The 13,580-nt window shown below is 37.4% G+C and carries 11 protein-coding genes; 8 read left to right on the forward strand and 3 right to left on the reverse strand.

Features of this window, described 5'->3' with window-relative positions; all coding sequences use genetic code 11:
- Window positions 1–434: 434 nt before the first annotated feature.
- Complete coding sequence (locus tag F9U64_RS18095) at window positions 435–614, reverse strand: SE1832 family protein (RefSeq protein ID WP_153406314.1); 180 nt, start codon at window positions 612–614, stop codon at window positions 435–437.
- 327 nt (window positions 615–941) lie between these two features.
- Here F9U64_RS18095 and F9U64_RS18100 point away from each other — a divergent pair, with 327 nt between their 5' ends.
- The 4 genes from F9U64_RS18100 (at window position 942) to F9U64_RS18115 (ending at window position 4,893) form a co-directional block, all read left to right on the forward strand.
- Complete coding sequence (locus F9U64_RS18100) at window positions 942–1,511, forward strand: TRAP transporter small permease (RefSeq protein ID WP_153406315.1); 570 nt, start codon at window positions 942–944, stop codon at window positions 1,509–1,511.
- Between the two features lie 39 nt (window positions 1,512–1,550).
- On the forward strand, window positions 1,551–2,825 hold the full coding sequence (locus F9U64_RS18105) for a TRAP transporter large permease (protein WP_153406316.1): 1,275 nt from the start codon (window positions 1,551–1,553) through the stop codon (window positions 2,823–2,825).
- 177 nt (window positions 2,826–3,002) lie between these two features.
- Window positions 3,003–4,130, forward strand: a complete 1,128-nt coding sequence (dctP, locus tag F9U64_RS18110) for a TRAP transporter substrate-binding protein DctP (RefSeq protein ID WP_228275788.1) — start codon at window positions 3,003–3,005, stop codon at window positions 4,128–4,130.
- Window positions 4,131–4,377: 247 nt separating this feature from the next.
- The gene (locus F9U64_RS18115) at window positions 4,378–4,893 is read left to right on the forward strand and encodes a GNAT family N-acetyltransferase (protein WP_153406318.1); all 516 of its coding nucleotides are present in this window, start codon (window positions 4,378–4,380) and stop codon (window positions 4,891–4,893) included.
- Window positions 4,894–4,971: 78 nt separating this feature from the next.
- On the opposite strand, the gene F9U64_RS18120 is transcribed toward F9U64_RS18115, so the two are convergent.
- A complete protein-coding gene (locus F9U64_RS18120) occupies window positions 4,972–6,054 on the reverse strand; it encodes an AI-2E family transporter (RefSeq protein ID WP_153406319.1) in 1,083 nt (360 codons plus the stop codon).
- 137 nt (window positions 6,055–6,191) lie between these two features.
- Here F9U64_RS18120 and F9U64_RS18125 point away from each other — a divergent pair, with 137 nt between their 5' ends.
- The 4 genes from F9U64_RS18125 (at window position 6,192) to F9U64_RS18140 (ending at window position 11,544) form a co-directional block, all read left to right on the forward strand.
- Window positions 6,192–7,910, forward strand: a complete 1,719-nt coding sequence (locus F9U64_RS18125) for a phospho-sugar mutase (protein WP_153406320.1) — start codon at window positions 6,192–6,194, stop codon at window positions 7,908–7,910.
- Between the two features lie 292 nt (window positions 7,911–8,202).
- The gene (locus F9U64_RS18130) at window positions 8,203–8,970 is read left to right on the forward strand and encodes a TerC family protein (protein WP_153406321.1); all 768 of its coding nucleotides are present in this window, start codon (window positions 8,203–8,205) and stop codon (window positions 8,968–8,970) included.
- Window positions 8,971–9,030: 60 nt separating this feature from the next.
- The gene (locus F9U64_RS18135) at window positions 9,031–9,477 is read left to right on the forward strand and encodes an OsmC family protein (RefSeq protein ID WP_153406322.1); all 447 of its coding nucleotides are present in this window, start codon (window positions 9,031–9,033) and stop codon (window positions 9,475–9,477) included.
- A gap of 672 nt (window positions 9,478–10,149) precedes the next feature.
- Window positions 10,150–11,544 (forward strand): L-cystine transporter, encoded by a 1,395-nt coding sequence (locus F9U64_RS18140; protein WP_153406323.1) that lies wholly within the window; start codon window positions 10,150–10,152, stop codon window positions 11,542–11,544.
- Between the two features lie 350 nt (window positions 11,545–11,894).
- On the opposite strand, the gene F9U64_RS23170 is transcribed toward F9U64_RS18140, so the two are convergent.
- On the reverse strand, window positions 11,895–13,580 hold a 1,686-nt coding region (locus F9U64_RS23170), incomplete at its 5' end, for an efflux RND transporter permease subunit (RefSeq protein WP_228275789.1).

Consider the following 13,580-nt stretch of genomic DNA (forward strand, 5'->3'; position numbering starts at 1 on the left):
AAAAGAACAAATATGTATTATGTGAATTAGGTTGTTAACATTGTATCTATATTTACACATAAAAAAGGACTTGACTGGTTGGATGGAGTCTGAAGGCATTCGGAGACGATTTAAATGCCAAGAGAAGAGGTTGGATGGAGTCTGAAGGCATTCGGAGACGTTTTGAATGCCAAGAGAAGAGGTTGAATGGAGTCTGAAGGCATTCGGAGACGTTTTGAAAGCCAAGAAAGGTGCTTGATTGGAATCTGAAGGCATTCGCAACTAAAAATGCCATAAATGCTACTTGAACAGAATCTGGAGGCATTTAGAAATTGCCTCCTGCTTACACCTCAAACAATCTTTCTCAACAATTCTAACCTTCAGCATGCATTTCTAACATTTCACAAACAAACCGTTGAACAATGCGAATATTCACCTGTCCGAATCCCGGAATATTATTTCATCTGTTGTAATTGTTTTCTTAACTGAGTAATTTCGTTCTCGATCCGCTCGAGTTCTTTATCTGTCAGCTCTGTTTTTCCTTTTACATAAACTAATTTCTCCATATCTGCAGATAATCTCATATGATCAGATTTGAGTTCTTCAATTTTCTCCTCGATTTCTTTTCGATTCATTTTGCTTCTCTCCTCACTTATCACTCTTTACTAAAATCCTAGCGGAAATGAACAGACTACGCAAGTTATTAATAAATAATGTAAATAAAATGAATATTTTGTAAAAAAGACTAGGTAAAACCCATTTTTGGAGGATTATCGATTATAACAAAGTATACGCTATCATATATCCGTGATCTGCAGGCATTTTTTTATCAGCGGAAAATTTGTAGTTTTATACTCACAAATAAGGGTATAGTCCATTTGTGAAGCTTGAAACATTTCTGTAACATTTAATATAACAAAATAAATTAAACGGAATTGTTATTAGAAAAGGGAGGGGAAAACTTGAAAGTCATTCGGTGGATAGATACAGCTGTTATGAAAATAGAAGAGTTTATTTTAAGCTTTGCTATTATATTAATTTCTATCATGATTGTTGGGAATGTGATTGCACGTGAAATCTTTGATTCCGGCGCATTCTTCTTCGCGTATGAAGTAAGTAAATTTGCAATTGTCATCGCCACATTTATGGGTATAGGATATGCAGCAAGAAAAGGTCGCCATATCAGTATGTCTGCCTTTTACGATTTTGCACCATTTAAAGTTCGCAAAATTATGATGATTGTTATTAATTTTATTACGGCGATCGTCATGTTTATTATGACATATTACACATACAGTTATGTCATGTTTGAATATAACACAGGTGCTGTAACTACGTCATTACAGTTGCCAAGGTATCTGATGTCTGTCTTTATCCCAATTGGATTCTTAATGGCAGGTATTCAATTTCTGCGTAATACCTATGTGAATTTTACAGCCAAAGCAAAAGATAAAGTTTATTTAGGTATTGATGCAGTAGATTACAATGATACCAGAGATAAGGATGTAAAGTTAGAAGACTTATCAATCTAATTTAGAAATGATTAAAATCATAGAGAGGGAATTATTATTATGCTGACAACTTTATTAGCCATTATGGTTGTTTTACTATTGTTAAACTTCCCCATGATGATACCACTAATACTGGCACCTGTTGTAATTATGATCATCTTCAATCCAGCAGTAAATATGGATTTATTGATGAGTCAATTGCTGACAGGAATAGAATCTCCAGTTTTATTATGTGTACCCTTATTTATCTTCGCAGCAGACATTATGACCTCAGGAAAAACATCCAATCGTTTATTAGATTTTATTGGTTCTTTTGTTGGTCATATCCGTGGAGGGTATGCGGTCACAACTGCAGCTGCTTGTACACTTTTCGGCGCAATATCAGGCTCTACTCAAGCGACGGTTGTAGCAATCGGGAGACCGATGCGTGAACGTCTGTTGAAAATTGGCTACAAAGATTCCAGTGCAATGGCGTTGATTATAAATGCGAGTGATGTAGCATTATTAGTACCGCCAAGTATTGGGATGATTATATATGCATTGGCAGCTGGATCAGGTGTTTCAGTTGGGGATCTATTTATTGCAGGGATTATTCCAGGGTTGATTGTGTTTTTATCATTTTCCCTATATAGTGTCATTTATGCAAAAATTAAAAATATTCCCCTGGCGGAACGTATTGGTTGGAAAGATAGGCTTACATATTTTAGAAAAGCCTTGTTGCCTTTAGGTTTCCCGATCATTATTATTGGCGGTATTTACTTAGGGTACTTTACACCTGTTGAGGCGTCAGGGATTTCTGTATTATACGCATTAATTTTGGAAGTGCTTATTTTTAAGACAATCAAGTGGAGAAAAATACCAAGCATTGCTTTGTCAACAGGATTAGTAACATCCGCTGTCTTTATTCTTGTAGCTGGCGGGCAATTGTTTACATGGGTTTTAGGATTTGCAAGAATTCCACAGCAAATTACGGAAACAGTATTAGGAACTGATCCCAGTGCCATATATGTATTAATTATGGTAAGTGTGTTCTTCTTTATTGGTTGTATGTTTGTTGATCCAATTGTTGTTATTTTGATATTAACACCAATCTTCGCTCCAGCAGCAGAGGCAGCGGGTGTAGACTTAATCCATTTAGGAATTATTGTTGCATTCCAGGCAGCGTTAGGATCAGCAACTCCGCCATTCGGTGTAGATATATTTACCGCAAGTGCGGTGTTTAAAAAGCCATACCTAGAAGTAATTAAGAGTACACCGCCATATATCGTTATTTTATTACTTATCGGTGTGTTGCTCATATTTTTCCCGCAACTATCGTTAGTACTTGTTCCATAAATGTTATCACATCGCTAAGCACTCTGATAAGTTTAGCTAATAATCAGCGGGGGTCAAAAACCCCTCTGATCAATGTCTTACGTTATTAAGTAGCCAATAATTTCTATTGGTTACTTAACATAAATTATTAAAAATCTTTAGGGGGTTATTATCATTTTTAACAAAAAGTATTTACTAATGTTTATCTCTATCTTAACACTTAGTTTCTTGCTAGTAGCTTGTGGTGGTGGAGATAGTGAAGAAGGTACAGGCGGCACTGAAGAAGACACAGGAACTGAGGATACTGGCTCTGATAATACAGAAGGTGAAAGCAGTGGTGAAGCAGCTTCAGGAGACTTTGAAGAAGCAGAATGGGGCTTTGTTACAGAAGAACTTGATGGCGAGGTACAATATGAATATGCAGAGGAATTTGCAAATCGAATTTCAGAAAAAACTGGTGGTGCAATAACTGTAACGCCATATGAATATGGTGCATTAGGCAGTGAGGTTGACCAGGCACAGCTTCTACAACAAGGTGGTATGCAGTTAGCAATTATGTCACCTGGGTTTACAGGTGGTCAAGTACCGGATGGCCAGATTTTCTCATTACACTATTTCTTCCCTGCAGATCCAGCACAAACGCAGGAAGTATTAACTAATAGTGAAGCACTTAACACAGATTTGCGTGCAAAATATGAAGAACACAGCATTACACCACTTGCTTATTGGACAGAAGGTGCAACAGCGTGGACTAGTAATGTAGGTATTGAGACTCCTTCAGATTTCGAAGGTTTGAATGTACGTGTTCAGGAATCACCATTAATGCGTGAGTCCTTTGGTGCATATGGTGCAACAGTACAATCAATTACTTGGGGCGAATTATATACAGCATTAGATCGTGAAACAGTGGATGCACAAGAGAATCCAATATTCTTTATTAATTCAGCAAGCTTCCATGAAGTACAAGATACCCTAACAATTTCTAATCACAATAATTATGTGGCAATGACAACAGTGAACACAGAATGGTACAACGGTCTGCCTGATAATGAAAAACAATTAATTGATGAAACTGTTGCAGAAATGCAGGACTGGATTTTTGAAGAGCAAGAAAGACAAAATGAAGAAGGTCTTGAAGCAATTAAAGCAGACACAGAAAATCCAACAGAAATTATTGAGTTAACAGAAGAACAAATCCAGGCATTCAGAGAAGTAGCAGAGCCAGTTCACGAACAATTCAGAAATGGTGAATTGACAGAAGGGGTCGATCCTGCTATTTATGACAAGTTAAAAGAAGAAATCGCCGAAATAACAGGCGCTGAATAATTCGGTTAGAAAAACTCTTAGTATCTTTATGCTAAGGGTTTTTTTCTATCTAAATAATGGTAAATCTAAATCTTAAAATCTAATAAATTTATAATATACTGAATTCGTTTTCATTGACTCTCTTCAGACAAAAAAATATACTTATACTATGTAGGCATAAAATAATGGTACCTAACTGTTGGTTCATTGCTTTGATCCGTTGGTAAGTTAGCGGGTTTTCCAATCATTTCAAAAGGGAGAGGGTACAGTGAAAACGGAAATTAGAAGGTGTACGCTGGAAGATTTACATGTTTTACAAGTAATAGGTACAGAAACGTATAGTGAAACTTATAGTCATTTGAATACTCCTGAGAATATGAATGAATATTTAGAACTTGCTTTTAATTTAGATCAATTGAAAGCGGAATTATCGAATGAAAATTCTACTTTTTTATTTATGTATGTGAACCAGGTTTTAGCAGGATACTTAAAACTAAATATTAACGATGCCCAAACATATCATGTCAGTGATGAAGCAATGGAAATAGAACGAATATATGTGAAGAATGTTTTTCAAGACAAAGGTCTAGGAAAAATGCTGCTTCAAACAGCGATGAAAATAGCATCTGAAATGAATAAAGAAGAAATATGGTTAGGTGTATGGCAAAAAAATAAAAATGCGATTGATTTTCATAAAAATATGGAGTTTGAAATTAGAGGGGAATACTCTTATTTTATTGGAGATGAAGAGCAGGAAAATTATATTATGGTTAAAAAGCTTTAAAGCATTAACCAAATAAGAATCCATCCTGAAAGTAAAATGGATTCTTATTTGAGGTTAATCGCTGATACATTCACTCCACTATATCAAATCAGGATCCTCTTCTGTCTGCTTACTTTTCCATTCATGGTAAAAATGGCTAATGATTGTTTTGATAACTGCATATGCGGGTATGATAAACAATAGTCCCAAGAATCCTGCAATTCCTCCTGCAGCCAAGATTAATGTAATAACAGTTAGAGGATGCAGAGATAATGCTCGTCCCATTACATTTGGCGAGATAAAGTTGCTTTCAATCTGTTGTGCGATAAACATGACAACAGCTGCCCATAATCCGATTAAAGGCTCTTGAAATAATCCGACAATGACGGCAGGAATCGCAGACAAGAAAGGCCCTAAAAACGGGATAAAGTTCATCAATACAGCGAATAATGCGAGCGACAAGGAATAATCCAATCCAATGATGATGTAACCAATATACAACATCACCCCAACACAAACACTGACAATAAACTGACCTTGAATGAATGATGCCAAGGTGTGATTAATGCTTGTAGATAATTTCCGGAAGCTGCTTGCTTTTTTTGGACTTAGAAACTGGGAAATAAACGGCACAAATTTATAACCATCTTTTAACATAAAGAATAAGAAAAATGGTATAAGAATAAAGGCAAAAATAAAACTGAAAATTTGCCCAATTACACCAATAATTCCAGCTGTAATATCTTCCGCATATGTGCTTAATTTATCAACAAGATTCTGAATAGTGCTTTCGAATTGTGGTGGAATAATATTTTGGTTATCTTGCCATATTTCGATAAGCTGTTCAGCATTATCTACCATTCCTGGAACACTTTCAACAAAATTAGTGAATTGCTTCTGTACAATAGGTGCGATGAACAAAACGGCAAGTGTAATGCTGAGCACAATTAGTAAAAAGGCTATAAAAGTACCAATTATCCGGGGTACCTTTTTTTTCTCCAGCCAATTGACAACAGGATTTGTAATGTAGAAAATAACTCCTGCTCCAATAATAGGGACAGCAATGGCACCTAAGTAAGCTGTAAATGGTTCAAAAATGAAGCGCGTTTTAAAAATTAAATAAATCAGCGTGAAAATAAGAATAAAAGTTACTAATATTCGAAACCCTTTTTTTTTAAACAATCGCCATCACACCTTTGATATGTATTTTTATCTACATTCTATCATAATAATAAGTAGATAAGCTATGTATGAGACATGCATTGTGATAAAATTGGGAATAATAAGATAATTTAATTAAGTCATGGAGGATTGGTATCATGTCGTGGAAAGATACAGTGAAAAAGTGGACATCTAATACAGCAATTGATGATAAACTATTAGGTCAATTAAAAGATTTAACGAATAATGAAAAAGAATTAGAAGATTCTTTTTATAAGAATCTATCATTTGGTACTGGTGGAATGAGAGGAATACTTGGTCCAGGGACAAACCGGATGAATATTTATACAATACGCAAAGCAGTAGAAGGATTAAGTGAATACATAGAGGAAAATGCCGCCAACGCACGGGAACGCGGTGTTGTGATCGCGTATGATTCCCGTTATATGTCCCAAGAGTTCGCTGTGGAAGCAGCAAGAGTATTAGGTGCACATAACATAAGAGCATATGTCTTTGAATCACTTCGCCCAACACCATTACTGTCTTTTTCTGTCCGTTATTTACACGCTGCGGCAGGAATCATGATAACAGCAAGTCATAACCCGCCAGAATATAACGGATTTAAAGTATACAATGAAGATGGTGGACAAGTGTCTTTGAATGAAGCGGCAGCGATAATTGACAAGGTAAATCAGATTGAAGATGAACTGGCAGTTGAAGCTGCAGAACAGGCAGACTTAGAGAATAATGGTTTGCTAGAGTGGATCGGGGAAAAAGTGGATCATGCCTATTTACAAGCATTAAAAACGATCCAGGTACAGGAAAATACTGATAATGATCTGACGATTGTATTTACACCACTGCATGGTACAGCACATGACTTAGTTTTACAAGGACTTGAGCAGGTTGGTTTTGATAAAGTGCATGTCGTAGAAGAACAGGCAAAACCAGATCCGGAATTCTCTACTGTTTCCTCACCAAATCCTGAAGAACATCAAGCATTCGAAATGGCGATCGAACTTGGCGGGCAAGTTGATGCAGATATCTTGATCGGAACAGATCCTGATGCTGACAGGCTAGGTGTTGCAGTAAAGAATGGAAATGATTCTTATCAAGTATTAACAGGCAACCAGTTAGGAACATTATTGCTTGATTACAGATTGTCACACATGGAAGAAGATGAACGGAAAAATGGCCAATTAATCAAAACAATTGTCACAACAGAAATGGGCAGGGCCGTTGCCTCCTCCTATGGTGTGAATACAATGGACACACTGACAGGCTTCAAATTCATTGGCGAGAAAATTAAACAGTTTGAAACAACGAATGAGCAGTTTTTGTTTGGTTATGAAGAAAGTTATGGATATTTAATTGGACCATTTGTACGTGACAAAGATGCTGTCCAGGCAGCTGTGGCTGCGAGTGAAATGGCGAACCACTGGAAGAAACAAGGGAAAACATTACTGGAAGCTTTAGACACCTTATATGAAAAGCACGGCCATTATTTAGAAGGTATGAAGTCACTGACATTGAAAGGTAAAGATGGGGAAGAGAAAATTGCCAACATAATGGCGGATATTAGAGAGAACCCATTTCCATCATTAGGCGGGCTGCAAGTAAGATCAGTAGAAGATTATCAGTCAAGCATAAGAAATCTGCTGACAGAAGATGTACGTGAGGATATCATTCTGCCAAAAGAGAATGTAATGAAATTTATCCTTGAAGATGGCTCCTGGGTATGTTTCCGCCCTTCCGGCACAGAACCGAAAATCAAAAGCTACTTTGGAGTAAAGACAGATAGTGCGGAAGCAAGTGAAAAGCAGCTGAGCAAAATCCAGCAGGACGTGCAGCAAAGAATGGATAAAATTACAGGATAAAGGAATAGAAAAATCGAAGTATAATCTAAAGAATCTTTGAAAACCTATGGATAGACAGGTGTTCAAAGGTTCTTTACTCCTTATTGACAAAGTATGGAGAAAAGCTTATAGTAAAAACATACATAAAGGGGAGTAGCTGTACAATCTATGTCGTCATTTCGAGGGAGTCCTCCGGCATAATTGGCAACTTAGACGTTGTTAGCGAGACCTTTACCACTTGTGGTAAAGGTCTCGCTTTTTATATGGCCTCTTATCACAAGGTGGACATATAAAAAAGGAGTTGGTTAGTGGAATGGAATTGTTACTAGAGTATGGTTGGGTCTTATTAGTCTTAATTGGTTTGGAGGGTATATTAGCTGCAGATAATGCACTTGTACTTGCAATAATGGTGAAACACCTCCCTGATGAGGAACGTAAGAAAGCATTGTTTTACGGTCTGGCAGGTGCATTTGTCCTTCGTTTCGGGTCTTTATTTATTATTTCTTTTCTTGTCGACGTATGGCAAGTGCAAGCAATTGGGGCACTTTATTTATTATTCATTTCAGGAAAACACTTGTATGATAAGTTAAAGAAAACAAAAGAAGATGAATTAGTAGCTGAAACAAAAGAGAAATCAGGAAGCGGCTTCTGGATGACGGTATTAAAAGTGGAACTTGCGGATTTAGCTTTTGCGGTTGACTCTATTCTTGCCGCTGTTGCATTAGCAGTAGCACTACCGCCGACAGGCTTAGGGCAGATCGGAAGTTTAGATACAGGACAATTTATCGTTGTGTTTGCTGGTGGTTTAATCGGATTAATTATTATGCGTTTTGCCGCAAATGTGTTTGTTAAATTATTGCATGACCGACCAGGTTTAGAAATCGCAGCATTTGTTATTGTTGGCTGGGTAGGGGTGAAATTAGCGGTAAGTGTACTGGCACACGAAGATCTGCACATTTTGCCACATGATTTCGCACACTCATTTGCATGGAAATTAACGTTCTATATCATTTTAGTAGCAATTGCTGTTGCAGGATGGTTCCTGTCCAGTAATAAAAAAGGCGAAGTAAATGCATCCTGATTCGATGTGTTTGCTTCCTTAGATCATCTTTTCTAAAATAGATCTGGAAAGGGTGATTTGATGACAATTCATACGTTTCATTTAAATGCATCATGGCAAGGTGGCAGGAACGAAGTTGGCATGATCGAAACAGGTAACTTAAAAACAGAAATATCAATCCCGCCGGAAATGGATGGACCAGGTGCTGGTACAAATCCTGACGAAATGCTGCTTGGTGCTGCTGCTACTTGCTATCTTATCACGGTTGCCGCAATGATTGAACGAGCAAAGCTGCCGTTAGCTCATATTTCGCTCAAGTCAAGAGGAGAAGTGGATGTGACGAATGGGGTATATACCTATTTAAAAATTGTCCACAGTCCGAAAGTGAGGTTGCAGCATCATGCAACAGAAAAGGAAATGCAGAAATTGGAAAAAATTATAAATAAGGCGGAATCCTCCTGCATGATCTCACGAGCATTAAAAGGAAATGTCGAGATCGAACTGGAAGAGGATTTAGCGATTGAGTAATAAAAAGCTTGGGTATAATATAACTGCCCAGGCTTTTTTGTGTTGATCGGAAGTATTCCTTATCAGTGGCATATGTGGCGTGTCATGATGCTCACTTTTGTCCTAATTTTGAAATTGCTTAGACGCCGCTGGTGAAAAACATTCGCTTTCCGTGGGCACGGCTTCAGCTAACTTGTTAAAGGAACCCCACTTTAACAAGTGGATCTTCAGCTCGCGCTGTTCCCACAGGAGTCTCATATTTTTCCCCAGCTAATTAAGGTTTCCTAGACAAATGAGAAGAACGAATATTTTGCTCCAACCTAGCATCATTAATAAATAAGTTGTTCTTGCACGTAAATTATCCACCTGTAATATTAGCTCAGGCAAAATACAAAGCTGATATTCAAGTGGAGTAAATAAACAAAAAACTCCTGCGGGATCGGAGGCTCTGCAGACTCCAGGGAGCATAGAAAACATTATGAAACCAGTCGGTGCTTGAGTAGATGTTGCACTTGTTTCCTTGGTTGAAAGGGAAGTTTATTTACAAAACAGCAATGTAGGCGCTTATGTAATTAGTCAGTTAATCGCAGTGAAATCTTTTGTTTATCGGAAAACATCTTTGTTGACAAATGCATAGAATGAAAGTATTATATTCAGAGTGTTTTAATCGGATTAAAAACAGGAGGGATAGACATGGAAACAGTATGGATACTTGTTAATATTGCAATTATGCTTGCATTTATCGGTATATTATTTTATATGCAAAAGAAATATGTATCATTTAGTAAAAGGGTTTTTGCTGGGTTAGGTTTGGGGATTCTTTTAGGTGCCTTCTTACAGATTGTATTCTCAGCAGACTCTAATATTGTCAGTGTTACAACAGATTGGTATAACATTTTAGGACGCGGATATGTTCGTTTACTTATGATGATTGTTATCCCATTGATTTTAGTATCAATCATCCAATCAATCATTAATCTGGAAAAGTCATCTGATTTAGGGAAGATGTCAGCATGGATTATCGGTACATTAGTTGCAACTGCCATGATTGCAGCACTCGTAGGTATTACAAGTGCATCGATCTTTGACTTGAATGCAGACCAGATCGAAATGGGGCAAGAGGAAGAGGAACGAGGATTAGCGTTAGAAGAAAGACTTGGCTCTGTTGAAGGAATGTCAACACCACAGAAAATATTAGAGTTTATTCCAGCGAATCCATTCCTTGATATGACAGGTCAACGTGCAACATCTACGATTGCTGTTGTTATTTTCTCAGTAATTGTCGGGATTGCTGTACTTGGTGTAAGAAAAAAACAGCCAGAACATGCAGAAAGATTTGTTGGAATGATTAATGCAATTTACGCAGTTGTGATGCGGATTGTAACACTTATCTTACGTTTAACTCCATATGGTATTCTTGGGTTAATGGCGAATACTGTAGCTCAAACGAGTATCGGAGGAATTTTAGAATTAGGTAAGTTTGTTGGTGCATCCTACGTTGCGTTAATCACAATGTTTATTATTCACCTGATTATTTTGGTGTTATTTGGTTTAAATCCTGTCACATATGTTCGTAAAGTATTGCCTGTGCTTACCTTTGCTTTTACATCAAGATCAAGTGCTGGTACTATTCCGCTTAATATTCAAGCACAAAAGGAGAATTTAGGCGTACACCCAGGTATAGCGAACATGTCGGCATCTTTTGGTGCAACGATTGGACAAAATGGCTGTGCAGGTATTTATCCAGCAATGTTAGCTGTAATGATTGCACCAACTCAGGGCATTGATCCATTATCGCCAAGTTTCATACTTTCATTAGTATTGATCATCGGTATCAGTTCATTTGGTGTTGCTGGTGTTGGTGGTGGAGCAACTTTTGCGGCATTAATAGTGCTTTCCTCAATGAATTTGCCTGTAGCATTAGCAGGTTTGCTTATAACAGTGGAACCATTAATTGATATGGGACGTACAGCATTAAATGTAAATGACTCGATGCTTTCAGGTACCATTACATCAAAAATAATGAAGAAATTAAATATCAAAACGTTCAATGATAAAAGTGCCGTGAACAAAGATATCGCACTATAAGAAAGTTTTGTAAAATATTTTAGCGTGAATTCAAATGCGAATTCACGCTTTATTTTTTTTCTAAAGTGATCCTGAAAAAGAATTTGAGTGCTATTTTGCAAAACTCCATGCTTCATCACAAGTTATGAAGCGCTCATAGCATCAAAACTTCAAGCGCCATCCAGAGTTATGAAGTTATGAAGCGCTCATAGCATCAAAACTTCAAGCTCCAACCAGAGTTATGAAGTTATGAAACACTCATACCGTCAAAACTCCAAGCTAAAGCCTGTTTCTAAGTAAAAGAACCCAAACAGATTTTTTGAAAGTAAAAAAATCGTCCGGGTTCTCTATCAAGCCTTATTCCCTAAATTTTACGAAGTGCTCTTTTTCCCAAAACCTTTCACTTTTTGCATTGTCAGATAAAAGGCAGGCAACAGCAATAATGTTAATATCGTGGAGAAAATCAATCCTGCTACAATCGACACAGCTAATGGTTTAAATAACACATCACCTGTGATGATAATTGGTGCTAAAGCAGCGATGGAAGTTAATGTTGTCAGAATTATCGGACGCAGCCTTGCTTTACCAGCAGCCATAATGGCAGCTTCTGTTGACTGGTTATCTGTTAGTTTATTCTGTTCAATAAATTCAATTATCAGAATCGAATTACGAACAACAATACCTGACAAGGACACAATCCCTAATACAGCTAAGAAGCTTAACGGCTGGCCGCTTACAAACAGTCCGGTGAAAGCACCCGTAATAGCAAGGAATACTGTGCCTGTAATTAATAATGGCGTTAACAAGGAGTTAAACTGAATCGCAAGTGTTACATAGATTAAAAACAGGACAATTACAAACAGTTTTGCAATCTCTATAAAAAACGCTGTTTCTGCACTTGCTTCCCCATCTTCTGCTAATTGATAGTTTGCAGGTAACTCATTCTTTATCTCACTCAACACATTTTCAGTTTCTTCAGCAAAATCAGTTGATCCTTCCTTCTCATAAACAGAGAGGGTAATGGTTCTTTTGTCATCAAGATGGGTAATCGCGGCAATTTGTTCCTCCGTGTTTGTCGTAATAAATTGATCAAAGCTGTAAATGGAAGGAATGCCTTCATTTGAGCCCCCGACTGTTGACAGTTGTTCTAATCCAATGCCATTGTCTGTTCCTTCATCAAGTGTGATCTCCAATGGTAATCGTTCCCCATTATAATCAATCTCATTAACAGGAATGCCATTGTTGGCAAGCTGTAACGTATTTTTTACTTGGCTAAGGGAGATGCCATTAGCTGCTAAGAAATCCCGGTCGATTTCATATGTTTCTACAGGCTGGCTTGAACCAGTATTAGCAGTAGCTAAATCAACAGAATCTAACTCGTTTAATCGGTCTAATAAACTGGTTGAAGTATCAAGCAGTTCTTCTAGCTCCGGGCCTTGTAATTTTACTTCAAGACTTGGAGATGGAGGTGGTCCTGAAACAATCGTTTCCAGAAAAATTTCACCATCAGGGAATTCTGCTCGTAAATCTGATTCATAGTCCTTAATAAATTGAGAGGCAGAATAATCATCCCGATCGACACGAAAAACAATTTGGCCTGTATTTTCCCCTGACCGTGTCAAGCCGGAGTTGAAGATGTTAGGTAATCCACTGCCTGTATAACGCGCGGTTTCTGTTACATTTTCTTCCTTATCTAAAATATAGGATTCAATTGCTTCAAGCTGTTCATCGGTATCCTCAATAGGCGTGCCCTGCTCTAATGTTAATGATAATGTTACTTCCTGACGTTCAGCGGCAGGAAAGAATTCGAACGGTACCTTTACCGCTAAGGAAAGCAATAAAATACAAACGATCGTACCTGTTAAAACGGTAATCCATGGCCTTTTGATCATTTTAGGTATTACTTTGTCCGAATAAGCATCTGCCAGCCATCGAAAGAAACCTGATAATAAACCCGCCCGGCGTTTTTTTGTTCGTTGCAGCTTTATTTGTCTTGTATATTGGATTGCGGGAATAACGGTTAGGGCGATAATGGTCGAAGCAATGATTGTTCCCAT

It is taken from the genome of Gracilibacillus oryzae, from assembly GCF_009498735.1.
GTDB lineage: Bacteria > Bacillota > Bacilli > Bacillales > Amphibacillaceae > Gracilibacillus > Gracilibacillus oryzae.

What these genes read in the sequence shown, in the direction of transcription:
- F9U64_RS18130 (WP_153406321.1), top strand. Translation starts at nt 8,203, where the DNA reads ATGGAATTGTTACTAGAGTATGGTTGGGTCTTATTAGTCTTAATTGGT.
- dctP (WP_228275788.1), top strand. Translation starts at nt 3,003, where the DNA reads ATGTTTATCTCTATCTTAACACTTAGTTTCTTGCTAGTAGCTTGTGGT.
- F9U64_RS18105 (WP_153406316.1), top strand. Translation starts at nt 1,551, where the DNA reads ATGCTGACAACTTTATTAGCCATTATGGTTGTTTTACTATTGTTAAAC.
- F9U64_RS18135 (WP_153406322.1), top strand. Translation starts at nt 9,031, where the DNA reads ATGACAATTCATACGTTTCATTTAAATGCATCATGGCAAGGTGGCAGG.
- F9U64_RS18140 (WP_153406323.1), top strand. Translation starts at nt 10,150, where the DNA reads ATGGAAACAGTATGGATACTTGTTAATATTGCAATTATGCTTGCATTT.
- F9U64_RS18095 (WP_153406314.1), bottom strand. Translation starts at nt 614, where the DNA reads ATGAATCGAAAAGAAATCGAGGAGAAAATTGAAGAACTCAAATCTGAT.
- F9U64_RS18125 (WP_153406320.1), top strand. Translation starts at nt 6,192, where the DNA reads ATGTCGTGGAAAGATACAGTGAAAAAGTGGACATCTAATACAGCAATT.